Source organism: Streptacidiphilus sp. P02-A3a (genome assembly GCF_014084105.1).
Classification (GTDB): domain Bacteria; phylum Actinomycetota; class Actinomycetes; order Streptomycetales; family Streptomycetaceae; genus Streptacidiphilus.
This window is the reverse complement of the sequence record NZ_CP048289.1, coordinates 6,048,681-6,074,719: the sequence shown is the minus strand read 5'-3', so window position 1 is coordinate 6,074,719 and position 26,039 is coordinate 6,048,681. Positions and strand designations below refer to the sequence as shown.

Here is a 26,039-nt window from a genome sequence, read left to right as displayed (position 1 = left end):
CGCTGTCCTTCCGGGGCCCGCCAGGATGGTCCCGAGGGCTGATCGATCGGCTTCAGGGGGCGCGCGCGCCCCCTGAAGCCGCATAGTATTCCGGCGAGTCGGCCGCCACCCGGGCTGCCGGGGTGCGCATGGGACTGAAGGGTCCGATGATGACTCTGGGGCGTGGCGGGGACCAGCTGCGGGAGGCGTCGGTGCGGTTCGAGGACGTCGGCCGCGGACCGGGCGACGACGACGCGTTCGCCGGGCGGCCGGTCGCGGGCGCGTCCGCCCTGAGCGAGCTGCTGGCCGACCGGGCGCGGCTGGCACTGCTCAACGAGGTGACCGAGGGCGTCGGCAGCACCCTCGACCTGGAGGGCACCAGCGCGGAACTGGCGCGCTTCCTCGTGCCCAGGTTCGCCGATCTGGCCGGGGTGGAGGTCCTGCCGCCGGAGGCGGTGCCGACGGGCGAGGCCCTCGGCGCCGGTCCGCTCCGGGTGCGGCGCACCGCGCTGGAGGCGCTGCCGCCGCTGCGGCACCGGGCCGACCGGGTCGCGCCGCCCGGCCACTGGGTGCGGCACCGGCGCGGCTGCCCCACCGCGCGCTGCCTGGAGACCGGTCAGCCGGTCGACGAGCCCCACCCGGCCGGTCCGCCGGACTGGGCCTGCGAGGTCACCGGCACCGAGACCGGCGAGGCCACGGGACCGCTGCTGGTGCTGCCGCTGCGGGCCCGGGGCCGGCTGATCGGCGCGCTCTCGCTGCTGCGCGCCCCCGGCGCCGCGCCCTTCGCCGACGAGGCCGCGGCGCTCCAGGCGGTCGCCGACCGGGCGGCGACCAGCATCGACAACGCCCGTCGGTTCGCCCTCGCCCAGGACCTCACCATGGAGCTCCAGCGGGCGCTGCTGGCCGAACCCGGCAGCCCGCACGCGAACCTGGAGCTGGCCTCGCGCTACCTGCCCTGCGGCACCTCGGCCATGGTCGGCGGCGACTGGTTCGAGACGGTGCGGCTGTCCTTCGGCCGGACGCTGCTGGTGGTCGGCGACGTGATGGGGCACGGGGTGGAGGCGGCCGTCGACATGAGCTCGTACCGCGCCCTGCTGCGCTACGTCGCCGCGACCGACCTGCCCCCGCACCGGATCCTGCGCCAGCTGGACCGGCTGACCTCGCAGGGCGACGCGACCCGGCCCGCCACCTGCCTGCTGGCGCTGGTGGAACCGGCGCGCCGCCGGTGCACCTTCGCCAGCGCCGGACACCTGCCGCCGGTGCTGATCTCGCCGGACCAGCCGACCCGGCTGCTCCCGGTGCCGACCGGACCGCCGCTTGGCACCGGCCTGGGCGGCTACACGGCCGAGGTGCACCCGCTGGAGCCGGGGCAGGTGCTGCTGCTGTACACCGACGGCCTGGTCGAGCGGCGGACCGAGGACATCGACGTCTCGCTGGCCCGGCTGACCCGGCTCGGGCAGCGCCCGCGGGCGGCGAGCCTGGACGGGCTGCTCGACCACGTCCTGGGCACGGTGAAACCGCCGGTGCCGGACGACGACATCGCGGTACTGGCGGCCCGCATCCACGGCTGACCCGCGCCCACGGCTGACCCGCATTCACCGCTGACCCGCGCCGACCCCGGGGGGGACGGCTCAGCCGTCGGTGTCCGGGGATCCGAGCCGGGCCAGGGCGTCGAAGGCCCGCGGCAGCAGCGGCGCGGTGGCGTCGCCGACGGCGCCGGAACCGCGCCGGGCGCGCTGGGTACGCAGCACCGCGCGGACCGCCGCCAGCGCGGCGCCCGCGATCACCGCCGCGCGCAGGTCCGCGTCCGGCTCCTCGGTCGGCAGCCGGTCGCGGACCAGCCGCGACAGCCGGTCCTCGAACTCGGTGAAGGCGCGTACCAGCCGCCCGGCGGCCAGGCCCTCGGCGCTGCCCGGCCCGGCCTGCTCGAACGGGTGGACCAGCGCGGTGAGGCTGCTGCCCGCGAACGGTTCGGCGGCGTCGAGCAGCGCCCGGCAGGCCGCGCGGAACGGGTCCTCCGCCCGCGGCCTGCCTGCCAGCGAGGCCTCCACCTGGCCGAACAGCTCGGTCAGGTCCGGCAGCAGCAGGTCCTCCTTGCTGTCGAAGTAGCGGAAGAAGGTCCGCTTGGAGACGTTGGCGTGCGCGGCGATGTCCTCGACCGTGGTCCCGGCGAAGCCGCGCTCCGCGAAGAGGCGGGCGGCGCCCTCGCGCAGGAGGCGACGGGTGTGCTCCTTCTTGCGGTCACGCAGGCCGGGCTCGTCGGGATCAGCTGGCATGTTTCCCAGATTCGCCGATTCTGACAGTCGTGTCAATTGGCACGAGTGTCACTTGGAGGCATAGTGTCACTCACAGTGTCGGCCCTCCCACTGGAGCCCCCGTGCCCTCCTCACCGACCCGCGCCACCACCGCGGACTCCGACCGGTCCTCCGGCCTGCACCGCCTGGGTGCCGCCTGCGCCCGGCACCCGGTGCGGGTGATCGCGGTCTGGCTCCTGCTGCTGCTGGCCGCGCTGGCCGGACGCCATGTCGTCGGCCCCACCTTCAGCGACGAGGTCAGCCTGCCCGGCAGCCAGTCCAGCACCGGGGCCGACCTGCTCTCCGCCGCCGAACCCGGCGCGGGGAACCCCAGTGGGCGGGTGGTCTTCCACGTCGACTCCGGCACGGTGGCCGCCCAGCAGCAGGCCGTCGACCAGAGCCTCGGCAACCTGCGCGGGCTGCCCCACGCCACGGCCGCCTCGACCCCGGTGACCAGCGGCGACGGACGGACCGCCTACACCACTGTCTCCTTCGACGTGCAGTTGAAAACCCTCGGCCACGGATACACCACCGAACTGGACCGGGCGACCGCACCCGCCCGGTCGGCCGGGCTCCAGGTCGCCTACGGCGGAGACCTGGACCAGGTGGTCCGCCCGCCCGCCAACGACACCGCCAGCGAACTGGTCGGCATCGCCGCCGCCCTGGTGGTGCTGCTGCTCGCCTTCGGCAGCGTGCTGGCCGCGCTGCTGCCACTGGTCTCCGCGCTGATCAGCGTCGGCACCGGGATCGGCGTGGTCGGCATCGTGGCGGGCACCATCACCTTCGCCACCGCCGCGCCCACCCTGGCCACCATGATCGGGCTCGGCGTCGGCATCGACTACGCCCTCTTCCTGACCACCCGCTTCCGGCAGGACCTGATCGACGGCCACGACCCGGCCGACGCCGCCGCCCGGACCACCGCCTCCAGCGGCCGGGCGGTGACAGTGGCCGCGATCACCGTCGCGGTGGCGCTGCTCGGCCTGTACGCCAGCGGGATCAGCTTCATCGGCAAGCTCGGCCTGGCCGCGACCATCGCGGTACTGGTCACCGGCGCCGCCTCGCTGACCCTGGTGCCGGCCGCGCTGGCGCTGGTCGGCGGCCGGATCGACCGGCTGCGGATCCGCCGACCGGTCGCCGAGACCAGCGGCGACCGCGACAGCTGGCACCGCTACGCCGGGGTGGTGAGCCGGCACCCGTGGCGGTTCCTGATCGCCGGGACCGCGCTGCTGGCGGTGTGCGCGGTGCCGCTGCTCTCGATGCGGCTGGGCCACGTGGACGACGGCGCGGACCCGGTCGGCAGCTCCACCCGCACCGCCTACGACTGGATCGCCCAGGCCGACGGACCCGGCTTCGGACCCGGCGCCAACGGCCCGTTCACGGTCGTGGTCGACCTGCGCCACGCCACCGCCGACGCCGCCCAGATCACCGGCGACCTGAACGGCGCGCTCCAGCGGACCGCGGGCATCGCCCGGTTCACCCCGCCGCAGCCCAGCCCCGACGGCAGCATCCTGGTCAGCACGGTCACCCCGGCCCAGGGCCCGCAGACCGCCGCCACCGGCGCCCTGTTCACCACGCTGACCAAGGACACCCTGCCCGGCGCGCTCCAGGGCACCGGTGCCAAGGGCTACCTCACCGGCAGCACCGCGGGCCAGCTGGACTTCCGCGACACCGTCACCCAGCGGCTGCCGATCATCATCGGGATCGTGCTGGTGGCCGCCTTCCTGCTGCTGATGGTGGTCTTCCGGAGCCTGGTGATCCCGCTCAAGGCGGTCGTCCTCAACCTGTTCACCACCGCCGCCTCGTACGGGGTGCTGGTCGCCGCCTTCCAGTGGGGCTGGGGCGACCACCTGCTGGGCCTGAGCGAACCGGTGCCGATCGAGTCCTACGTGCCGATGATGATGTTCGCCATCGTCTTCGGGCTCTCCATGGACTACGAGATCTTCCTGCTGTCCCGGATCGCCGACAGCTGGCACCGCGGCGGGGACAACACCACGGCGGTGGGCAGCGGGCTCGCGGTCACCGGGCGGGTCATCTCCAGCGCCGCGCTGATCATGACCGTGGTCTTCCTGTCCTTCACCGCCTCGCCCACGGTCGTGGTCAAGATGCTGGCCCTGGGCCTGGCCGTGAGCGTGGTGCTGGACGCCACCATCGTCCGGCTGATCCTGGTGCCCTCGGTCATGGTGCTCACCGGCCGGGTCAACTGGTGGCTGCCGGGCCGCCTGGACCGGGCGCTGCCGCACCTGGATCTGTGAGCCCGGCCGTACGGATGGTGTACGAATTCAGGAATCCCCGCACCGCGGGATGAACTCTGGATGAGCCCTGGATGAGACCCGGATGAGCCCGGTGTGAGCGCTGTGTGAGACCACGCACAATTCACCGGCATTCATTGTCCGGGTCGTCCGGCTGTGCCTACCCTGCTGTCTCCGCCTCGGGCGGAACCCGCCGCCGGGGCGCCGAGTCCTGTCCACTCGCCGGCGGGCAGTCGAGCACCGAACGGACAGGAGCGGGGGAACCAGGTCAGTTGTCGTACCCGCATGTGTGCGCGGGGACCGACTGGGGGTGAAGCCGCCGGACCGGCGGCCGGGCCGCCTCAGGCCCGAACCCGACAGCTCACCTCGCAGGCGTCACCGAGGACCTGTCTGTCATGCGCATCTCTCCTGTCACCTCCGCGCGCTTCGGCGCGATAGCCGGTACCGCCGCGCTCGTCGCGGTACCCCTGGCCGGGCAGGCCCACGCCGCCACCGCCAAGGTCACCCAGGACCGGCTCACCCCCACCTCGATGACCGCGGGCACCGCCGCCGAGGCCGGGCTCACCGTGCACTCCGGCGCCTGCTTCACCGCGCGGACGCTCGGCGTCGGCGTCCGCGACGCCGCCGGTGACAACCTGGACTTCCCCGGCGCCGCCGACAACGTCCGGATCTGCCCGGGCGGCCTCTCGATCACCACCGGCAGCCGCACCCTGGCCGCCGGGACGTACACCCAGTTCGGCTTCTGGCAGGACACCGCCGGGGCCTGGCACAACCTCCCCTCGCGGACGCTGACCGTCGCCGCATCCACGACCCCGCCCGCCACGCCGACCCCGCCGAGCACCGGCTCGGGCTCGCCGGTACCCGGCCAGTCGCTGGTCTGGTCCGAGGAGTTCAACGGCCCGGTCGCCTACGGGTCGCGCTGGATCGGCGACAGCACCACCGCCTTCCAGTACGGCAACCACAACCCGAACGACAACAAGCTGGACTGGCTCAGCGACAGCGCGGTCAGCGTCGCGGGCGGCGTGGCCACCTTCACCGCCGCGCCCTCCGGCAACACCCTGGAGAACGGCAAGCAGGCCTGGACCACCGGGCTGCTCACCACCGAGGGCTCGACCCAGGGCTTCCAGGTGAAGACCGGCGACTACGCCGAGACCCGGGTGCGGCTGCCGACCGCGGCCGGCGCCTGGCCCGCGCTGTGGACCTGGAAGAACGGCAACGGGGAGATCGACTCCTTCGAGTACCACCCGGACAACCCGAACCTGCTGGAGTTCACCAACCACGTCAACCCGGCGCAGAACTACTACACCGACGCCAGTGCGGTCGCGCCGGGCAAGTGGGTCACCATCGGTACCTACTACGGCGCCAACTCCGTTGACTGGTACGTCAACGGAACCAAGGTCTACGCGGACGGCACCGGCGTCGGCCCGAACTGGTCGGCCTATCTGATCCTGAGCCTGTCGGTCAGCGCCGGTGAGTACCATCCGGCGCCCACCAGTTCGTCCCCGATCACCTTCGCCGCGGACTACGTCCGGGTCTACGGCTGATATCTGACAGATAGTCACCACCGGTCCCCGGTCGGGGACACACGCGCAGGGGACCACCGCCCGCCGAGGGCCGGTGGTCCCCTGCGCGCGCGTGCGGCGGCTCCCGGTCCGACGCAAGCCATCGAACCCTGGCACGCAAGTTCTTGCAGGAAAATGTACAGATTCAGCGAAGATGGATCTGGATATTGCGGAGGCGTGTCGGAGAGGTTACGGTCCCCCTTGCGCCGTCAGCCGTCCTCAGTACCCCACAGATCCCCCACCGTTGCGCGAACCACCTCGCCGCCCGCCGCCCACGGGCGCCACCGAGGCGCTCCGCCCTGCCTGTACAGCGCCAACTCCCCATGTCCCGACTCCCCTTGTGTGCGGCTCCGACAACCCACCCTGACTTCGGTGCCGACGGTGTAGATCCGGTATTCCGTGTCGAAGGAGCAACAGGTGTTCCATTCCCATCGAAATCTAAGACGCATGCTCGCCATGCCCGTGGTCACCGCCCTGGTGGCGGCGGCGGGTGTGCTCACGCTGGCGGGCCAGCCGGCCGTGGCCGCCACCGCCACTGGCTCGACCGCCACCGGCGGCAGCGGCGCCAGCCTGCCGTACGCCGAGGTGCAGGCGGAGAACTCGCTCACCAACGGGACGGTCATCGGCCCGAGTTACACCCAGGGCCAGCTCGCTGACGAGGCGTCGGGCCGCAAGGCGGTGACCCTGCAGGGCACGGGGCAGTACGTCACCTTCACCACGCCGGTGGCCACCGACTCGATCGACTTCCGGTACAGCATTCCGGACAGCTCCGACGGCTCGGTCTACACCGCGCCGCTGTCGCTCTACGTCAACGGCGCCAAGCAGACCGACTTCAGCCTGACGAACGCGTACAGCTGGTACTACGGCAGCTACCCGTTCACCAACACGCCGAGCTCGGGCAACCCGCACCACTTCTACGACGAGACGCACCGGCTGTTCTCGACCACCTATCCGGCCGGTACCACGTTCAAGCTGCAGGTCGACTCCGAGGACACGGCCGGCTCGTACACCATCGACCTCGCGGACTTCGAGAACGTCGCCGCGCCGCTGGCGCAGCCCGCGGGTTCGGTGTCGGTGGTCAGCGAGGGCGCCGACGCGACCGGCGCGGCCGACTCCACCAGCGCCTTCAACGCCGCGATCAACGCCGCCGGTCCCGGCGGCACGGTGTGGATCCCGCCGGGCACGTTCAACATCCCGGGCCACATCGTCGTCAACGACGTCACCGTCGAGGGCGCGGGCATGTGGTACTCGACCGTGACCGGCGCGGCGCCCGGCTTCTACGGCAACGGGGCACCCACCAACTCCAGCCCGGCGAGCACCAACGTGCACCTGTCGAACTTCGCGATCTTCGGCAACGTCCAGGACCGCGACGACAGCGCGCAGGTCAACGGCATCGGCGGCGCGATGAGCAACTCCACCGTGTCGAACATCTGGATCGACCACATGAAGGTCGGGGCCTGGATGGACGGCCCGATGAACAACCTGACCTTCAGTGGCATGCGGATCCGGGACACCACCGCCGACGGCATCAACTTCCACGGCGGCGTGACCAACTCCACGGTGACCGACAGCGACATCCGCAACACCGGTGACGACGGCATCGCGACCTGGGCCGACTCCAGCCTCGGCGCGGACGCCTTCGACACCATCTCCGACAACACCGTGCAGCTCCAGCAGCTCGCCAACGGCATCGCCATCTACGGTGGTCACGACAACACCGTGAACGGCAACCTGGTCCAGGACACCGGCATCACCCAGGGCGGCGGCATCACCGCCGCGCAGCGGTTCACCTCCACTCCGCTGGGCACCACCACGATCGAGAACAACACCATGATCCGGGACGGAAACCTCGACCCGAACTGGCAGTTCGGCGTGGGCGCGCTCTGGTTCGACGGCAGTCAGGGCGCGGTCACCGGGCCGATCAACGTGACCAACGCGCTGATCGAGCAGAGCCCGTACGAGGCGGTGCAGTGGGTCGAGGGCACGGTCAGCGGGGTCTCGCTGAACAACGTGACCATCGCCGGCACCGGTACCTTCGCGCTGCAGGAGCAGACCGGCGGCGCGGCGACGTTCACCAACGTCACCGCGACCGGTGTGGGTGCCTCCTCGCCGGTGTACAACTGCGAGGGCGGCAACTTCGTGGTGACCGACGGTGGCGGCAACTCCGGCATCAGCGGTACGCCGAGCTGCGGTCCGTGGCCCGCCCCGGTCTACCCGCCGTACCCGGTGACCGGTGTGAACGCCACTCCGGGCGCGCTCAGCTTCGGCTCCGAGGCGACCGGCGCGACCAGTGCCGCGCAGACGGTGACGGTCAACAACCCGACCAGCGCCGCCGCTTCGGTCTCCTCGATCGCGACCACCGGTGACTTCAGCCAGACCAACACCTGTGGTTCCTCGATCGCGGCGAACAGCTCGTGCACGGTCAACGTGACCTTCGCGCCGACCGCGGCCGGTGCCCGTACCGGCACCCTGACCGTGGTCGCGGGTGGCAACACCAGCACGGTCAGCCTCTCCGGCACCGGCATCGCGCCGGGCCCGGTGCTGAACGCCACCCCGGGCGGCCTGTCCTTCGCCGGTACCGTGGTCGGTGCGTCCACCGCCGCGCAGACGGTGACCATCACCAACTCGGGCACCAGCGCGGCGACCGTCTCCGGTGTCGCGGTGACCGGTGACTTCAGCCAGACCAACAACTGCTCCAGCATCGCGGTCGGTGCGTCCTGCACCGTCAACGTGGTCTTCACGCCGACCACCGGCGGTGCCCGGAGCGGCGCGCTGACGGTCACCAGCAACGCCAACAACAGCCCGACCAGTGTGGCCCTGAGCGGCAGCGGCATCAACAGCTCCACCGACATCGCCGCCGGTCAGCCCGCCACCGCCAGTTCGTCGAACGGCACCTACGTCCCGGCGAACCTGACCGACGCCGACCCGTCCACCTACTGGGAGAGCGCCAACGGCGCGTTCCCGCAGTGGGCCCAGGTCGACCTCGGGCAGAGCTTCAGCATCGGCAAGGTCGAGCTCAAGCTCCCGCCGGCCACGGCGTGGTCGGCCCGCACGCAGACCCTGTCGGTGCTGGGTTCCACGGACGGGACGAACTTCTCCACGATCGTGGGTTCGGCCACCTACACCTTCGACCCGAACGCCAACGGCAACACGGTGACCATCACCTTCCCGGCCACCACCGCGCGCTACGTGCGGGTCAACATCACCGCCAACTCCGGCTGGCCGGCCGGGCAGTTGTCGGACTTCGAGGTGTTCCCGAGCGGTGGCACCAGCACCTCCTCGGCGACGCTGTCGGCCAACCCGACCGCGCTGACCTTCGCCAGCCAGGCGCTGAACACCACCAGCAGCGCGCAGACGGTGACGGTGACCAACACCGGTAACGCCGCCGCGACCGTCTCCGGGGTCACCGCCTCCGGTGCCTTCGCGCAGACCAACACCTGCGGCAGCTCGATCGCCGCGGGCGCCTCCTGCACGGTCTCGGTCACCTTCGACCCGACCGCCGCCGGGACCGCCACCGGTACCCTCAGCGTCTCCAGCAACGCCACCGGCAGCCCGACCACGGTCGCGCTGACGGGCACCGGTGCGGGCACGGTGAGCACCAACCTGGCGCTGGGCGCGGCCACCAGCGACTCCAGCAACACCCAGAGCTACGTCTCCTCCAACGTGACCGACGGCAACCAGAGCACCTACTGGGAGAGCGCCGACAACGCGCTGCCGCAGTGGGTGCAGGTCGACCTCGGCTCGGCGAAGAGCGTCAGCCGGGTGGTGCTGGAGCTCCCCGCCTCCACCTCGTGGGCGGCCCGCACCCAGACGCTGTCGCTGCTGGGCAGCACCGACGGCAGCACCTTCGCCACCGTCGTCGGCTCGGCCACCTACACCTTCGACCCCAACGTCAACAACAACACGGTCACCATCACCTTCCCGGCGACCACCCAGCGCTACCTCCGGCTGAACATCACCGCCAACTCCGGCTGGCCGGCCGGACAGCTCTCGGAGTTCCAGATCTGGAACGTCTGAGCCAGTAACAGCTGAGTCCGCGACTCGGCTGAACCCGGTGCCGCCGAGTGCCCACGCGCTCGGCGGCACTGCTGTGCGCCTGGCTAGGCTGGGGCCCTTCGTGGATCGACTGCTTGGTGAGGTCGTCGTGCTTGATGCCGTGGACGCCGGTCTGGTGCGTGGGTTGCAGGGGGACGGGCGGGCCAGTTTCCAGGCGCTCTCGCAACTCGTCGGGATCTCCCGGGAGGCAGCCAGGGCGCGGGTGCAGCGGCTGCTGGACCAGGGCCGGGTGCGGGTGGTCGGCGTGGTCGCGCCGGAGGTCGCCGGGCTGACCGCGCTGGCCCACGTCTCGCTCGACGTGGCCGGGCCCAGCGCCGCCGCCGCGCTGGTCGCGGCCGCGCGTCCGGCCGCCCGCTTCGTGTCCTGCACCGCCGGTCCGCACGCGGTGGTCGCCGACGTCCGGGTCGCCGACGCCGACGCGCTGGAGGCGGAGTGCGCACTGCTGCGGCAGGCCCCCGGGGTGCGCGGGATCGAGGTGTTCGCCTGTACCGACCTGGTCAAGGACGCCTACGCGCCGACCTCGCCCGCCGCCGGACGCTGTCGGCTGACGGCGGCCGACCTGGACCGGATCGACCGGCTGCTGCTGGAGCTGCTGCAACGCGACGGCCGGGCCAGTTTCAGCGCGCTGTCGGAACGCGTCGGCCTCTCCCAGCCGGCGACCAGGGCCCGGGTGCTGCGGCTGCTGGAGGCCGGGGCGGTCTATGTGACCGGCCTGGTGGCCACCGCCGCGCTCGGGGTGCGCGAGGCGGCCGGGATCGGCCTGGGGGTCCGCGCCGGGGCGCGCGAGGTGGCGCGGGCGGCGGCGCGGCTGCCCGGGGTGAACTACGTGGCGCTGGGCCACGGGCGGTTCGACGTGGTGTGCGGGGTCGACGCCCGCGACCGGGCCGAGCTGCTGGCCGGTCTGGAGGCGCTGCGCGGGCTGGCGGGCGTGGCCCGCAGCGAGTCCTGGGTGCACCTGGAGATCGTGAAGGAGAGCTACACGTACGATCTGCCCGCCGAGTAGGCGCATAGTTCCCGTGTGCGTCATTCGGCGAACTAATCGCCGGAAGTAGCTCAATCGTTAGGCATTTCCATCTTGGCGAACTCTTGACGCCTCATTTTTGGCTGATCTTCAATGGGCGGGTCACCCCCTGTAACGAGCTCCCCCTAGAGAGCCAGGTCCGCCATGCCCACCTCCTCCCCGCCGACCCCGGCGGCGCCCGCCGCCACCGCGCTGCCCAGATCCCTGGGCGTCTTCGGTGCGGTGATGCTGACCCTGTCCTGTGTCACTCCGGCCTCCTCGCTGTTCATCGTGGTCCCGCCGCTGCTGATGTCCCTGGGCAGCGGCACGGTGCAGGCACTGCTGATCGCGGCGGTGCTCTCCCTGGGCGTGGGCCTGTGCTACGCCGAACTCGGCACGCTGGTGCCCAGCGCGGGCGGTGAGTACTCGATCGTCGGCCGGCTGCTGGGCCGCCCGGTCGGCTGGCTGGTGTTCGTGATCTCGCTGGTGTCGCTGATGGTGATCCCGCCGATCATCGCGCTCGGCACCTCGGACTACATCTCCAGCCTGGTCACGGTCGACCCGCGGGTCGCCGGGGCGGTGGTGATGGCGCTGTCGGTGGCCGTGGGCGTGCTGGACATCAAGTCCAACGCCCTGGTCACCGGGGTCTTCCTGGGAATCGAGGTGCTGGCCGCCGCTACCGTCAGCCTCCTCGGCTTCACCCACGTCCACCAGCCGCTGTCCACCCTGCTGCACGCCGCCGTCCCGGACGGCCACGGGCACACCGGCCCGCTGACCGCCGGGCTGCTGGTCTCCGGCCTGGCGGTGGCGCTGTTCACCTACAACGGCTTCGGCACCGCCATCTACCTGTCCGAGGACCTGGTGGAGCCGCGTCGGTCGGTGGCCCGCACCGTGCTCTGGTCGCTGCTCGCCGGGGTGGTGGTGATCACCGTGCCGGTGACCGCGATCTGCCTGGGCGTCAGCAGCCCGGACCAGCTGGCGGCGGGTGACCTGGTCGCCATCGTCGACTCCTGGGCGGGCAGCGCGGTGGGCACCTTCGTCAGCCTCTGCGTCGCCGCCGCGATCCTGAACGCGGTCATCGTCATGGTGCTGCAGAACGGCCGGGTGCTGTTCGCCTCGGCCCGGGACCGCACCTGGCCCGAGCCGGTCAACCGGGCCCTGGGACAGATCCACCCGCGCTGGGGCTCGCCGTGGGTGGCCACCCTGGGCATCGGCGTCCCCGGGATCGTGCTCGCCGCCGCCGTCCCGATCGAGGACCTGCTCGGCTTCACCGGCGTCGTGGTGGCCGTGATCTACCTGCTGCTCGGTGTCGCCGCGCTGGCCGCGCGCCGCGCCCGGCACCGCGACACCACCGCCTGGCGGATGCCGCTGTGGCCGCTGGCACCGGTGGTCACCACACTCGCGCTGGCGTACGTGCTCACCCAGCAGACCGGCCACGACCTGCTGATCACCGCCGTGGTGCTGCTGGTCGGCCTGGTCTACTGGTTCGCCTACCTGCGCCCGCGCACCGCCACCCACTGGCAGTTGAGCCTGCCCGCCGACCAGAGCGCCGCCGCGCCGCTCCCGCTTCCGGCCACCGCCGCCGTTCCGGCCGCCGCCGCGCCGACCGCACGCACCACGGAGAACTCGTGAACCAGCCCGCCGACCTGATCATCCACAACGCCCACGTGCACACGGTCGACCCGGACCTGCCCACGGCCCAGGCGGTCGCCGTCCGCGACGGCCGGATCAGCTGGGTCGGCGCCGACGCCGGGATCGACGCCCGGCGCGGCGCGCGGACCGAACTCGTGGACGCCGGAGGCCGGTTGCTGCTGCCCGGGTTCATCGACAGCCACAACCACGTCCGGCTCGGCTCGGACCGGGCCTGCGTGCAGCTGGCCGGTGCCGCCGACCTGCCCGAGATCGGCCGCCGGATCCAGGCCTGGCTCGCGGCCAACCCCGGCGCCGACTGGGTGGAGGCCGAGGCCTTCGACTACTCGGCCGTCCCCGGCGGCCGGATGCCCACCGCCGCCGACCTGGACCCGTACACCGGCGACCATCCGGCCTTCGTGCTCAGCTACGACGTGCACACCGCCTGGCTGAACACCGCCGCGCTGCGCCGCCTCGGCATCGACGCCGACACCGGGCAGACCCCCTACGGCACCATCGCCAAGGACCCGGCCACCGGTCGGCCCACCGGCTTCGTCACCGACTTCGCGGTCCGCGGCCTGTCCCGCGACGGGCACCGGGCGCTGCGCGCCGCGGGGGTGCCCTGGGCGCACCCGGACCGGCAGTACGCGCGGCTGTGCGGCAGCCTGGAACTGGCCGCCAGGTTCGGCATCACCACCGTGGTCGAGCCGCAGAACTCGCTGGACGACCTCGCCCTGTTCGAGCGCGCCGAACGAGAGGGGCGGCTGCGCTCCCGGCTGGTGGCCGCGCTGTTCCACCCGCGCGGTACCGGCCCGGAGGACCTGGACGCCTTCGCCCGGGCCGCCGCGGCGTACCGGACCGACCGGCTGCGGGTGGGGCCGCTCAAGCTGTACATCGACGACGTGGTGGAACCGCACACGGCCGCGCTGCTGGAGCCGTACCACGGCCACGCGCACCACCGGGGCGAGACCTTCTACCCGCCGGAGGAGTTCGCCGAGGTCTTCGCCCGGCTCGACCGGCTGGGCTTCCAGCTGTTCGTGCACGCCACCGGCGACCGGGGGATCCGGACCGTACTGGACGCCGCCGCGCACGCCCGCGCCGTCAACGGGCCGCGCGACTCCCGGCACCAGGTGGTCCACGTCGAGTGCCTGGACCCGGCGGACACCCCGCGCTTCGCCGAACTGGGAGTGGTGGCCTGCATGCAGCCGCGGCACTGCTCGCCGGACATCGCCGGTCCCGGCCAGGACTGGGCGCGGGCGGTGGGCCCGGAGCGCTGGAGCAAGGCCTGGCCGATGCGGGACCTGCACCGGGCGGGCGCCGCGCTGGCCTTCTCCAGCGACTGGAACGTCGCCGAGATGGACCCGATGGTCGGCCTCTACACCGCCGTCACCCGCCAGGGGCTGCGCGGCGGCCCGGCCTGGCGGCCGGAGCAGACCGTCGACCTGGAGACCGCGCTGCGCGGCTACACCATGGGCAGCGCCTACGCCAACTTCCTGGAGGACCGCCTCGGTTCGATCACCCCGGGCAAGTACGCCGACCTGGTGCTGCTCTCCCGCGACCTGTTCGCGGAGGCGGACCCGAGGGCCATCCTGGACACCCGGGTCGACCTGTCCCTGGTCGGCGGCGAACCGGTGCGGCAGCCCGCCGACTCGGTCTGAGGTCCGGGCGGCCAACAGCTCGGCCGGGGACGGGTCGCGACGGCGACCCGTTCCCGGCCGGTCCCGGCCGCCGCCGGGTCGGGGGATGCCCAGGTCAGAAGCCGGACAGGCCGTTCGGGGTGCCGAGGCCGGTCGGGCCGTCCCAGCCGGAGCCCGAGGTGCAGAGCACGCCGCAGCCGCTGTTCGGCGGGGCGTTCTCGCCGACGGTGACGTCGTTGAAGGCCGAGGAGGGGTCGGCGTAGAGGGTGTTCGGACCCTCGACGTCGGCCAGGTCGCCGCCGCGCGCGTACAGTCCGGCGACGAACGGGCTGGACTCGCTGGTGCCGCCGACGGCGATCCAGCCGTACGGCTGGCCGCTGTACGGCGCGTAGTCGTCGTACACGGCCGCACCGGTGTTCGGGTCGGCGTCGGCGGAGACGTCGGAGTCGGCGCGGTGGCCGCCGCAGTTGGCCGCGACGCTGGTCGGCTGGCCGAGCGCGGGCGGGAGTTCGGCCGCGCAGCCGCTGCCGGAGCCGCTCCAGGCGACCTCGGTGTAGCCGTTGCCGGCGCCGGGCGTGCGGTAGAGCGAGGTGCCGCCGACGGAGGTGACCGTCGGCAGGTTCTGCGGCCAGCCGGAGGGGGTGCCCTCGAAGCCGCTGTCACCGGAGGAGGCGGTGATCGCCATCCCGGGGTGGAAGAAATCCCGCGCGGCGGTGCCGAGGTCCAAGGTGGCGTCCGGGTCGAACTGGTAGCTGACGCTGGCGGCCGACGCGCCGAGCGTGGCGGCGGTGTCCATCGCCACGCCGAAGTCCTCGGCGGCCTGGTCCTCGCTGGTGGTGAGGTCCCGGTTGACCGTGATCTCCAGGATGTGGCAGGTCGGGCAGGCCGCCGAGGCCATGTCCACGTCGAGCGTGGTCTCGACCCCGACCCCCTCGTCGAACTCCTTCTGGGCGGTGGTGGTCCCGGCCGCCAGCGGCGCCCCGCCGTGCTCGTTGACCTGCTTGAAGCAGCCGTTGGCGGTGGTGCACGCGGGCAGCCCGTACTGCGAGCGGTAGCCGGCGAGGTCGGCTTCGAGGGTCGGGAAGGCGCCCTCGTCCAGGATCGCGATGGTGTTGGCCGGGCCGACGGTGGCGGCGGGCAGGTTGTAGGCGGCGGCGAAGTCCGCCGGGCCGTAGCCCACCGGGGTACTGGTCGCCAGCGGCTTGACCGAGCCCTTGGCGACGGTGACGATGTCGGCCAGGCAGCGGTCGCCCGCGATACCCGCGCAGGCCCGGGTGGTGCCCCGGTCGGCCAGCGCCGCGTTGGGCAGTGCGGCGGCACTCGGCGCCTGTGCCTGCGGTTGGGCCTGCGGTTGGGCCTGTGCCTGCGGTTGGGTCTGGGCTCGGGTCTGGGCCTGGGCCGTTGCGGCCGGTAGCAGGGTCAGCGCGACCAACGCCCCGACCGTCACCACCGGCGCCGCGATCTTTCGGACGTGCACCACAAGGGCTCCTCTCACCGGGCGCCCGGCGCCGTGGCACGGTGGTGCGCTACGCCGGTATCCGGTCACAACGGTGTTGACGCGTCCGCGACAACCTCCTCATGGTGATCGGCTGTCAGAACACTGTCAATGAGGCCCGACGGCCCCGTGACGGGACCGGGTGCGCCCCGGAGCGGGCGATTGCCGGGGCGCGCCGTATGGCGCGGCGGCCCCCCTCGCTCTAGCCTTTCGAACATTCGATCAGTTCGGCTCCCGCCATCGGTCAGGGGCGATCCGGGGGCCGACGGAGGGAGCGCTCACATGTCCGGAGCCTGGCCCACGGGCCTGCCGACCACGCTCGACTACCCGCCGGCCGGGATCGGCGCGGCGCTGGCCGGTTCCGCCCGCCGCTACCGCGACCGGCTCGCCTTCGTCGACGGCGAGCGCTCGCTGACCTACACCGAGCTGTTCGACCGCTCGCTGCGGCTGGCCCGGGGGCTGGCCGAGCGGGGGGTGAAACCCGGGGACACGGTCGGCCTGCTGCTGCCCAACAGCCTCTGGTTCCCGGTCGGTTACTTCGGCGCGATCCTGGCCGGGGCGGTGGTCGGTCCGCTCAACCCGGCGCAGCCCGCCGGTGCGCTGCGCGAGCAGCTGGCGGAGGCGTCCGTCGGCTGCGTGGTCACCGTGCCCGAGTGCCTGCCGCTGCTGGACCAGGCGGCGGGACCGCGGCTGCGGCTGACCGTGGTGGTGCCGGGGCCGCTGGAGTCCGCCCGTCCGGACACCGTCGGCCTGGACGAGCTGCTGCGCGCCGAACCGGCGACCGACGCCGGGCGCGGCGGCGCGGACCTGGCGCACCTGGCCTTCACCGGCGGCACCACCGGCCGCTCCAAGCCGGTCCGGGTGCTGCACCGCAACGTCATGGCGAACGCCCTGCAGTCCGCCTGCTGGCGGTCGGGGGCGGTGCCGGAGCTGGACGCCGAGGGCGGCGTGGTGCTGCGGACCCTGCCCGGGGCGCGCGGCGCGCACAGCGTGCAGCCCGGGCAGGGGGTCGGCATCGCGGTGGCGCCGATGTTCCACGCGATGGGCATCATCTCGCTGGTGGTCTCGGTGCTCCAGGGGGCCACGGTGGTGCTCTGCGGCCGGTTCGAGCCGTCCGGTTACCTGGACCTGGTGCAGCGTCACCGCGCCAACGGGCTGGTGGGCTCGCCGCCGATGTTCCGGGCCCTGCTGGAGCACCCCTCCGCGCGGGGCCGCGACCTGGGTTCGGTGACCCTGGTCAGCTGCGGGGCCGCGCCGATCGACCGGGTCACCCTGGAGCGGCTGCACGGGCTGTTCCCGAACGCCCTGGTGGCCGAGGGGTACGGGCTGACCGAGGCGACCATGGCGATCACCCTGGGCCCGGTCGGGCCGACCACGCCGCCGCCCCCGCCCGGGACGGTGGGCCTGCCCGCCTTCGACACCGAGGTGCAGATCCGCACCCCGGACGGCGACGGCGGGCCGCTCCCGACAGGGGAGTTGGGGGAGGTCTGGGCGCGCGGCCCGCAGATCACCGACGGCTACCACGGGCACCCGGAGTTGACGGACAATCAGTTCCAGGGCGGCTGGCTGCGCACCGGAGACCTGGGCCGACTGGACGCCGACGGCTACCTGTTCCTGGAGGGCCGGGCCAAGGACATGCTGATCTACAAGGGCTACAACGTCTACCCGCAGCACCTGGAGGAGGTGCTGTGCACGCACCCGGCGGTGGCGCAGGCCTCCGTGGTCGGGGTGCCCAGCGAGGGCGTGGGGGAGATCCCGGTCGGCTACGTGGTGCCCCGCGCCGGGGTCGGCGCGGACGAGGCGGAGCTGCTCGCCTTCGTCGCCGAGCGGGTGGTCCCCTACGCGCGGCTGCGCGGCCTGCGGCTGGTGGACGCGCTGCCGGTGTCCGCCGCCGGGAAGGTGCTCAAGCAGCGGCTCCGCGAGGAGTGGCGGGAATAGGAGGGGCGGGACCGCGAGTTGACCGGGCTGGCCCTGCTTCAGCCTGGGGCCCGGGCTCGGCCGGACGGGGGACCATGGATCTCAGGGGTAGTTGGCAGGCGTTGCAGGACGGCGCGCTGCTGGTGGTGGAGACCGCCGAGAGCGCCTACCGGCTGGGGGCGCTCGACGCCCAGTTGAAGCCGTGGGTGCGGGATCGACTCACCGACCTGCGCGGGCTGCTCGACAGCTGCGACACCCAGCGCCAACTGGCGGAGGACAGCCGGGCGGTGGCCCAGGCCGTGGCCGACTACTCCAAGCTGCGCGAGGAGTTGTTCTCCGACCTGCACCACTTCGGTCCCGAGCCCGGCTGGCGGGTGCTGGGGGCGGGCGCGCGGCAGTTGGCGATCCGCGCGCAGTCGGTGGTGCTGCTGCCGCAACCGACTTTCGTACTGCGGAGGTTGAGCCCGGGCATGGACCTGTCCGGGGCGCAGAACTGGGAGTTCACCGTGCTCAGCCACCCGTCCGACCCGGCGAAGCCGGTGGACTCGTTCGTGGCCATGGTCTTCGAGGCGACCGGGAGCGGAATGCGGCCGGTCCAGGTGTCCAAGGAACTGGAGGACCAGCGGGCCTGGTACCAGCAGTTGGAGTACGGGTTCCGGGCGCTCGGCATGCGCCCGGACATGCGGGCGATCTACAACCCGGACGCCCGCCCGCGCGGCTGACCCGCGGAGCGGGCGGATATCACCACAACTCCGCCCAAAACACCTGGTAGTTCGCGGGGGAGCGGACTCAAACGGACTCTCGGGATACTCTCAGGAATCTCCCCGGAACGGTTCGCTCCGAGGGTTGTCATGGACATGCATCGTCAGGCAGGCTGGGTCCGCCACCCGGAGCCGCGTGATCCGCGCACCGGGCCGCGTCCCTGGGCCCTGGGCCGTAACGGCGTCCCGAACCAGCACTGCCAGAGGGAGAACCCCCATGTCCCGCAGATCAACCGTACGCCTGCTCGGCATAGCCACCGGCCTCGTCGCCGCCGCCGCGTTCGCGTCCCCCAGCGCGCAGGCGGCCGCCCCCACCGCGCACCACCAGCACCATGCCCGGGTCAGCGCCGCGCTCGCGCACCGCGAGAGCCACCCGCTGCGCCCGGACCGGAACACGCGGCGCCACAACGACACCGTCACCTCCGGCAACTGGAGCGGATACGCGGCCACCGGCGACTCCGGCAGCTACACCTCGGTCACCTCCTCCTGGGTCCAGCCCGCCATCAGCTGCGGCTCGCAGGACACCTACTCCTCCTACTGGGTGGGGCTCGACGGCTACAACAACTCGGCGCTGGAGCAGACCGGCACCGAGGCCGACTGCATCGGCGGGCAGGCCGAGTACGGCGCCTGGTGGGAGGTGCTGCCCGCGTCCGAGAGCCCCTGGTCGGTCGACGTCGAGCCCGGTGACCAGCTGACCGCCACCGTCACCGACAACGGCGACGGGACGTTCACCATGACCCTCGACGACAGCACCGAGGGCTGGAACCAGACCACCACCCAGCAGGGCTCCTCCGGCTACCAGGACAGCTCGGCCGAGGTCATCGCCGAGGCCACCGACGTCGGCGGCCAGATCGCCAGCCTGTCCGACTTCGGCACCGTGGACTTCACCGGCGCCGCCGCCAACGGCCAGGCACTGGACAGCTACGCGCCGACCGGCATCGTCATGCAGAACCAGGACAGCGGCGACACCATGGCGCAGCCCGGGTCGATCTCCGACGGCAGCTTCGCCGACACCTGGGAGAACTCCAACTGACCGCGACCGCGCCCGCGCCGCCCCCGTCCCCCGGGGCGGGCGCGGGCGCGGTCACGAGCGGGCCGGGGCGCGGGTGGTCAGGAGCGCGGGACCAGCGTGCTGGTCTGCTGCTGGTCCGCCAGCACGTCGGTCCGCGGGATCAGCGAGCCCTGCCAGCTGAGGTGGATCAGCGTCGCCTCGACCCGGATCGGACCGGCGGCCACCGACTGGTACGGCTGACCGATCGCGGTCCAGGTGTGCTCCGCGCCGTCGCAGCTGACGAGCCGGCTGCTGCCGACGCTGCTGGTGTTGGAGCCGTCGGTGACCAGGACGTTCACCACGGTGCCGTAGCCGACCGACGAGTCGCAGCGGTAGGTGCCGGTGAGGGTGACCGTGCCGTCCTTGGCGATGCCGCCGCTCGGGGCGACGGTCACCGAGTTCTCCCCGTCGGCGGCCGCGGCGGTCCATCCGCCCGAGAACAGGACGGCAAGGGCGCCGATGGCGCCGACGACGGCGAGACGAGCCCGCATGACTACCTCCAGGTGAGGGTGGTTGATGCGGACACTTCTACCGCCTGGCCGCCGCCGGACCCGGCATTCTGGTCCGTTGGCGGCGAGTCCGGACGGTTCGCGGCCCTCACTCGGCCAGGTAGGTGAACCCCGTCCAGGCGAAGACCCGCAGCTCCACGGACTCGTGGCGGATCGTCTGCGCGGACCGCCGGAAGTGCTCGTAGCGGTTGCCGCAGAGCACCTTGAGCACGTCAAGTGGTTCCGCTACATGGCGCAGCCGCCGTTCGTCGGGCAGGTACTCGGACGGGCCTCCGTGGAGTATCGCGTTCGGTGCAATGTCACTGGTCATGCGCTTCCTCCCTGCGGGGTCGGTGCGACCGGGGTGCGGTCGCGGTGGTGCGGTACGGCCTCGGCGGCCGGTTCGGGGCGGGGGACCGCGGCGAGCAGCTCCCGGGTGTAGGGATGGGCCGGTCCGGCGAAGACCTCGGCGACGTCGCCGGTCTCGACCACGCTGCCGCCGCGCATCACGATCAGCCGGTCGCTGACGTGGTGGATCACGCCGAGGTCGTGCGAGATGAACAGCAGCGCCACTCCAAGTTCGCGTTGCAGGGTGACCAGCAGGTCCAGTACCTGCGCCTGGATCGAGACGTCCAGCGCCGAGACCGGCTCGTCGCAGACCAGCAGCCGTGGTCCGGGGGCCAGCGCCCGGGCGATCGCCACCCGCTGCCGCTGGCCGCCGGAGAGGTCCAGTGGACGCCGGTCCAGCAGCCCGGCGGGCAGCCCGACCTGGTCCAGGAGTTCGGCCACCCGGGCCCGCCGGGCGGCCCCGCGCGGGATCCCGGCCTGCGCCACCGCCTCGCCGACCAGCCGCTCCACCGAGTAGCGGGGGTCGAACGAGCCGAGCGGGTCCTGCGAGACGACCTGGATCAGCCGCCGCCGCTCCCGCCGCCGGTGCTCCGGCACTCCGCTCCAGGGTCCGCCCGCGAACCGGACGCTGCCCGAGTCGGGCTCCAGCAGACCGAGCGCGATCCGCGCGGCCGTGGTCTTGCCGGAGCCGGACTCGCCGACCACGCCCAGGGTCTCCCCGGCCCGCAGCTGGAAGGAGACCTCGCGGACGGCGTCGTAGTGGCCGCCGTCCGGCGACCGGAAGCGCTTGGAGATCTCGGAGACCTCCAGCAGCGGCTCCCCGGCCGGGTCCCGACCGTCCGGGCGCTGACCCGCCGGGCCCGGCCCCGCGGGTGCCGGTTCGGCCGGGAGCGCCCGGACCGGTGTCGGCAGCGCCACCGGGGCGTCGGTCCGCGGGTGCCAGCAGCGGGTCTGGTGGCCGTCCTCACCTTCCGGCGCCGGGAGTTCGTCGCGGCAGCGCTGGTCGGCGAGGGCGCAGCGGGCCGCGTAGGGGCAGCCGTCGGGCCCGGCGGCGGGCAGCCCGAGCGTCGGCGCGGAGAGCAGCGCGCGCCGACCGTCGATCGCCGGGACCGCCGCCAGCAGCGCCCGCGTGTACGGGTGCCGTGGGGCTCCCAACACCCGTGCGGCCGGGCCGCGTTCGACCACCAGGCCGCCGTACATGACCGCGATCCGGTCGGCCAGTCGGGCCACCGCGGCCAGGTCGTGGCTGATCAGCAGCAGTGCGGTGCCCTCCGCGATCAGGCCGCTGAGCAGGTCGAAGACCTGGGCCTGGACGGTGACGTCGAGCGCGGTGGTGGGTTCGTCGGCGACCAGCAGCTCCGGGCCGCCGGCCAGCGCCGAGGCGATCAGCGCCCGCTGCCGCAGTCCGCCGGAGAGCTGGTGCGGGTACTGCCGGGCGCGCCGGGCCGGGTCCGGGATCCCGGCGTCGGCGAGCAGCGACAGCACCCGGCGGCCGGTCTCCGCGCGGTCGGCCAGGCCGTGGGTGCGCAGCGGTTCGCCGACCTCGGTGCCGATGCGGCGCAGCGGGTCCAGCGACACCAGCGCGTCCTGGAGCACCAGGCCGATCCGGCGTCCGCGCACCGACCGCCACTCGCGCTCGCTCAGCGCGGTGAGGTCCTGGCCGTCGAAGCTGATCCGGCGGGCGGTGACCTGCGCCCGGTTGCCGGTCAGGCCGAGCAGGGTGCGGGCGGTGACGCTCTTGCCGGAGCCGGACTCGCCGACCACGGCCAGGCACTCGCCCCGGTCCAGGGTGAACGAGACGTCCCGGACGGCGTTCACCTGCGGCTGCCCGCGCCGGGCCGAACGGCCCTGCTGGAACACCACGTTCAGGTCCTCGACCGCCAGCAGCGGTTCCGGGGTCGGGCTCATCGGCTGGTCCTCCTGGTGAAGCGGTCCTGGGCGTAGCGGCCGACGACGTTCACGGCGATCACGGTGACGGTGACCGCCAGGCCCGGGAACACGCCGATCCACCAGGCGCTCTGCAGGAAGTCGCGGCCGTCGGAGAGCATCGCCCCCCACTCGGGCGACGGCGGCTGCGGGCCGAGGCCGAGGAAGCTGAGCCCGGACGCGGAGATCAGCGCCGAGCCGAAGCCGACCGCGGCCAGGGTGAGCAGCGGCGCCAGGGCGTTCGGCAGCACGTGCCGCAGCACCAGCGCCCGGCGGCGCAGGCCGAGCGCCACCGCCGCCTCGACGTAGCCGGAGCGGCGGACCACCAGCGCCTCGGCGCGGACCAGTCGTCCGTAGCCGGGGATGAAGGCGACGCCGATGGCGATCATGATGTTGACGGTGCCGGGGCCGAGGATGGCGATCACCATCAGCGCCAGCAGTACCGCCGGGAGCGACAGCAGGATGTCGCTGAGCCGCATCAGCAGCTGGTCGGCGACGCGTCCGCCGAGCGCGGCGGCGAGGCCGATCACGGCGCCGCCGGCCACCGCGATCACCGTCGAGCCGAAGCCCAGCAGCAGGCTCGGACGCGCCCCGTACAGGACCCGGGTGAACAGGTCGCGGCCCAGCTGGTCGGTGCCGAACCAGTGGGCGGCGCTGGGGCCCTGGAGCGCGCCGACCGGGTTGATCGCGTCCGGTGAGGTACCGGTGAACAGTCCGGGGTCGACGCCGACCAGCAGGATCAGCAGCAGGACCGCGGCGGACAGCAGCACCGTGGGCGGTATCGAGTTCCGGCGGCGGGTCGGCGCGGCGGTCGCGACGGCAAGGGTGGGAACGGTGGTACTCGCCATGGGGTCACCAGCTCCTCAGTCGGGGGTCGATGACGGTGTAGAGCAGGTCCACCACGGTCGAGATGACCAGGAAGACCGCGGCGGTCAGCAGCACCACGCCGATCACCACCGGCATGTCCCGGCTGGTGATCGCCTGGAGCACCAGCGAGCCGATGCCGGGGCGGCCGAAGACCGTCTCCACCAGCACCGCCCCGCCGAGCAGCGAGCCGGAGAGCCAGCCGGTCAGGGTGACCAGCGGGACGGCGGCGTGCCGCAGCGTGTGCCGCAGCAGTACCGCCGTCCGGCTCAGGCCCCGGGAGCGGGCGGTGACCGTGAACGGCTGGCCCAGCGCCGCCTCCAGGCTCTCCCGCAGCACCTGCGCCAGTACTCCGGCGACCGGCAGCGCCAGCGTCACCGCGGGCAGCACCAGCGAGGCGAAGTCCTGCGCCCCGGCGACCGGGAAGACGTGCAGCTGGAAGGAGAAGACGGTGAGCAGCACGATGCCGGTCCAGTAGGACGGCGTGGAGACCGCGATCAGCTCCCAGGCGGTGGTGATCGCGCGCGGCAGCGGGCCCCGCCCGGCCGTCGCCACGGCCGAGACCACGGCCAGGACGACGGCCACCAGCAGGGCGGCGAGCGAGAGTTGCACGGTCGGCCCGAGCTGCCCGCTGATCAGCGAGGTCACCGGGCGCTGCAACTGGTAGGACTGACCCAGGTCACCGTGGGCCAGTCGGCCCAGGTAACGCAGGTACTGGAGGTACACCGGCTGGTTGAAGCCGTACTGTCGGCGGATCTCGGCCCGCACCGCCGGGGAGGCGGTGGTGGCGGGGCCCAGCAGGATGTCCACCGGGTCACCGGGGATCAGTTGCAGGGTCACGAAGGCGAGGGTGGCCGCGCCCCAGAGCACCGCGACGGCCGAGGCCAGCCGCTGGGCGGTCCCGCGCAGCAGGGTCGAGGTCCGGCTCACTTCCCGGCCAGCCAGGTGTCGTAGAAGGTCAGCCAGGTGTCGGCGTCGAAGGTCAGGCCCTGGACCTGGGTGGACTCACCGACGATGGAGGCCGGGGTGTAGATCGGGACGACCGTGGCCAGGTTGATCGCGCGCTCCTGGGTCTGGTCGTAGTCCTGCTTGCGGACGGTCGGGTCGAGCGTGGTACGCGCCTGGTTGGTCCACTGGTCGAGCTGCGGGTCGCTGAGGAAGGTGGCGTTCTGGCCGCCCTCGGCGGGCGCGCTGGCGCTGTTGAAGAACAGCCAGAGCACGTCCGGCTCGAACCGGGCCCAGCTGGAGTCCAGCACGTCCACCTTGCCGCCGTACGCCTCGGTGATGTAGGTGCCGATGTCGAGGGTGGGGCGCAGCACCTGGATGCCGATCTTCTGCAGGTCGGCCTGGATCGCCTGGCCGAGGACGTCCCGGCCCTCGCGGGTGGTGTTGCCGGCCACCTGCGGCCAGTTGATGACGAGCCGCTTGCCGTCCTTGGTGCGGTAGCCGGCCGAGTCGCGTGCGGTCCAGCCGGCCTGGTCCAGCAACTGGTTGGCCAGGGTCGGGCTGTAGGGCCAGCTGTTCTCCAACGAGGCGTCATAGTCCGGAGTGGTCGGGCTGATCGGGCTCCAGGCCCGGTCGAACTGGCCGAACTCGACGGTCTTGACGTCCTGGGTGATGTTGATCCCGCGCTGCACGGCCTCGCGCACCCGCTGGTCGTTCAACGGGGCCAGCGAGGCGTTGAGCCACAGGTTGTAGTTGCCGCCGGGGGCGTCCTTGGTGATGATCTTCAGTGCGGAGTCGTCCTTGACGGTGGCCACGCTCTGGTTCGGAACGGCCTTGGCCACCTGGATCTGACCACTCGTCAGCGCGCCCAGGCGGACCGAGCTGTCCGGCAGGAAGCGGACCACCAGCTTGTCCAGGTAGGCCGGACCGGTGTGCTTGGCGGTCGCCGGGCCCCAGTCGTAGTCCGGGTTGCGGGTGAACACCGCCTGCTGGCCCTTGGTGTAGCTGCTGAAGATGAAGGGGCCGGTGCCGACGTCCACCGGGCCGCCGCCACCGAGCGAACTCGCGTCGGCGGCAAGCACCTTGGGGGAGTAGAAGCCCAGGTAGGTGGTGCTGGCGGCCTGGAGGAACGGCGCGAACGGCTTGGAGAAGGTGACCTTCACCGTGTACGGGTCGATCACCTCGGTGCCGGTGTACGGGCCGAGCAGGCTGGACGCGTACTGCGACTTGGTCGACTTGGCCACGATGTGGTCGAAGTTCGCCTTCACCGCGGCTGCGTTGAACGGCGTGCCGTCGCTGAACTTCACGTCGTGGCGCAGGTGGAAGGTGTAGCTCTCCAGGTTGGGCGCGACCGTCCAGGAGGTCGCCAGCCACGGGTGGAAGTTGCCCGAGGCGTCCTCGGAGACCAGCGAGTCGAAGACCTCGCGCTGGATCTCGGCGGTGATGTCCTGCGGGCTGACGTGGATGTCCCAGGAGGTCGGCTCGGTGTCGACGGCGAAGTTCAGCGTCCCGCCGGACACCGGCTTCCCGACCACGGCGGCGGCGGTGCTGCCGCCGCTGCCACCGGAGGAGCAGCCGACCAGGAGAAGCAGAGCACCCGCCGCGCCGATTGCCACTCGGGATTTTCTGGACAGGGATATGGGCATGCGCGTGCTCCGTCGTGAGAAATGTGCTGGGGAATTTCGGGGAACGGGGAGGGTGTTGCCGGTGAATTCCGGGGCGCGTGGCGAATTGCCGTCCGGCGCCCTGGTCCTGTCGAAAAATTAGCAGCAGCCCCGGACCCGGGTAACCCCTACCGGACCCTTAGCCAGCCCCTGATCATGACGACGGCGGGCCCG

Annotated in this window: 18 protein-coding genes and 1 riboswitch; of the genes, 10 read left to right on the top strand and 8 right to left on the bottom strand. The window is 72.6% G+C overall.

Features of this window, described 5'->3' with window-relative positions; all coding sequences use genetic code 11:
- The first annotated feature begins 149 nt into the window (after positions 1 to 149).
- Complete coding sequence (locus tag GXP74_RS25960; protein ID WP_182453649.1) at positions 150 to 1,550, top strand: PP2C family protein-serine/threonine phosphatase; 1,401 nt, start codon at positions 150 to 152, stop codon at positions 1,548 to 1,550.
- Positions 1,551 to 1,610: 60 nt separating this feature from the next.
- On the opposite strand, the gene GXP74_RS25955 is transcribed toward GXP74_RS25960, so the two are convergent.
- The gene (locus GXP74_RS25955; RefSeq protein WP_182453648.1) at positions 1,611 to 2,255 is read right to left on the bottom strand and encodes a TetR/AcrR family transcriptional regulator; all 645 of its coding nucleotides are present in this window, start codon (positions 2,253 to 2,255) and stop codon (positions 1,611 to 1,613) included.
- Positions 2,256 to 2,356: 101 nt separating this feature from the next.
- Between GXP74_RS25955 and GXP74_RS25950 the strand changes: the two genes are divergently transcribed.
- The 6 genes from GXP74_RS25950 to GXP74_RS25925 all read left to right on the top strand — a co-directional run bounded on the left by GXP74_RS25950 (position 2,357) and on the right by GXP74_RS25925 (position 14,427).
- Entirely contained in the window at positions 2,357 to 4,525 is a 2,169-nt protein-coding gene (locus GXP74_RS25950) for an MMPL family transporter (protein ID WP_182453647.1), read from the top strand.
- Between the two features lie 225 nt (positions 4,526 to 4,750).
- Positions 4,751 to 4,912: riboswitch (cyclic di-AMP (ydaO/yuaA leader) on the top strand.
- Between the two features lie 5 nt (positions 4,913 to 4,917).
- Positions 4,918 to 6,066: a family 16 glycosylhydrolase gene (locus GXP74_RS25945; protein ID WP_182453646.1), complete on the top strand. Its 1,149-nt coding sequence runs from the start codon at positions 4,918 to 4,920 to the stop codon at positions 6,064 to 6,066.
- Positions 6,067 to 6,531: 465 nt separating this feature from the next.
- Positions 6,532 to 10,101, top strand: coding sequence for a choice-of-anchor D domain-containing protein (locus tag GXP74_RS25940; protein WP_225448194.1), 3,570 nt, complete (start codon positions 6,532 to 6,534; stop codon positions 10,099 to 10,101).
- Between the two features lie 100 nt (positions 10,102 to 10,201).
- A complete protein-coding gene (locus tag GXP74_RS41930; protein WP_304940923.1) occupies positions 10,202 to 11,143 on the top strand; it encodes an Lrp/AsnC family transcriptional regulator in 942 nt (313 codons plus the stop codon).
- A gap of 162 nt (positions 11,144 to 11,305) precedes the next feature.
- Positions 11,306 to 12,772, top strand: a complete 1,467-nt coding sequence (locus tag GXP74_RS25930) for an APC family permease (protein ID WP_182453644.1) — start codon at positions 11,306 to 11,308, stop codon at positions 12,770 to 12,772.
- Positions 12,769 to 14,427: an amidohydrolase gene (locus GXP74_RS25925; RefSeq protein WP_182453643.1), complete on the top strand. Its 1,659-nt coding sequence runs from the start codon at positions 12,769 to 12,771 to the stop codon at positions 14,425 to 14,427. The genes GXP74_RS25930 and GXP74_RS25925 overlap by 4 nt, the downstream gene beginning before the upstream one ends.
- A gap of 94 nt (positions 14,428 to 14,521) precedes the next feature.
- Here the strand turns inward: GXP74_RS25925 and GXP74_RS25920 are convergent, their stop codons facing one another.
- Positions 14,522 to 15,886 (bottom strand): S8 family serine peptidase, encoded by a 1,365-nt coding sequence (locus tag GXP74_RS25920; RefSeq protein WP_182453642.1) that lies wholly within the window; start codon positions 15,884 to 15,886, stop codon positions 14,522 to 14,524.
- 297 nt (positions 15,887 to 16,183) lie between these two features.
- On the opposite strand from GXP74_RS25920, the gene GXP74_RS25915 reads away from it, so the two are divergent.
- From GXP74_RS25915 to GXP74_RS25905, 3 genes are all read left to right on the top strand, one after another.
- Positions 16,184 to 17,839 carry a class I adenylate-forming enzyme family protein gene (locus GXP74_RS25915; protein WP_182453641.1) on the top strand — a complete coding sequence of 552 codons (1,656 nt, stop codon included), beginning with the start codon at positions 16,184 to 16,186 and terminating at the stop codon, positions 17,837 to 17,839.
- Positions 17,840 to 17,913: 74 nt separating this feature from the next.
- A complete protein-coding gene (locus GXP74_RS25910) occupies positions 17,914 to 18,540 on the top strand; it encodes a hypothetical protein (RefSeq protein ID WP_182453640.1) in 627 nt (208 codons plus the stop codon).
- Between the two features lie 256 nt (positions 18,541 to 18,796).
- Complete coding sequence (locus GXP74_RS25905; protein WP_182453639.1) at positions 18,797 to 19,612, top strand: G1 family glutamic endopeptidase; 816 nt, start codon at positions 18,797 to 18,799, stop codon at positions 19,610 to 19,612.
- Between the two features lie 77 nt (positions 19,613 to 19,689).
- Here GXP74_RS25905 and GXP74_RS25900 read toward each other — a convergent pair whose 3' ends face one another.
- The 6 genes from GXP74_RS25900 to GXP74_RS25875 form a co-directional block, all read right to left on the bottom strand.
- Positions 19,690 to 20,121, bottom strand: a complete 432-nt coding sequence (locus tag GXP74_RS25900) for a DUF6299 family protein (protein WP_182453638.1) — start codon at positions 20,119 to 20,121, stop codon at positions 19,690 to 19,692.
- Between the two features lie 106 nt (positions 20,122 to 20,227).
- Positions 20,228 to 20,449 carry a DUF5988 family protein gene (locus GXP74_RS25895; RefSeq protein ID WP_182453637.1) on the bottom strand — a complete coding sequence of 74 codons (222 nt, stop codon included), beginning with the start codon at positions 20,447 to 20,449 and terminating at the stop codon, positions 20,228 to 20,230.
- Complete coding sequence (locus tag GXP74_RS25890) at positions 20,446 to 22,374, bottom strand: ABC transporter ATP-binding protein (RefSeq protein WP_182453636.1); 1,929 nt, start codon at positions 22,372 to 22,374, stop codon at positions 20,446 to 20,448. Before GXP74_RS25890 ends, GXP74_RS25895 begins: the two co-directional genes overlap by 4 nt.
- On the bottom strand, positions 22,371 to 23,240 hold the full coding sequence (locus GXP74_RS25885) for an ABC transporter permease (protein ID WP_182453635.1): 870 nt from the start codon (positions 23,238 to 23,240) through the stop codon (positions 22,371 to 22,373). Before GXP74_RS25885 ends, GXP74_RS25890 begins: the two co-directional genes overlap by 4 nt.
- A 4-nt stretch (positions 23,241 to 23,244) precedes the next feature.
- Complete coding sequence (locus GXP74_RS25880) at positions 23,245 to 24,186, bottom strand: ABC transporter permease (RefSeq protein ID WP_225448193.1); 942 nt, start codon at positions 24,184 to 24,186, stop codon at positions 23,245 to 23,247.
- Complete coding sequence (locus GXP74_RS25875; protein ID WP_182453634.1) at positions 24,183 to 25,847, bottom strand: ABC transporter substrate-binding protein; 1,665 nt, start codon at positions 25,845 to 25,847, stop codon at positions 24,183 to 24,185. The genes GXP74_RS25880 and GXP74_RS25875 overlap by 4 nt, the downstream gene beginning before the upstream one ends.
- Positions 25,848 to 26,039 lie beyond the last annotated feature (192 nt).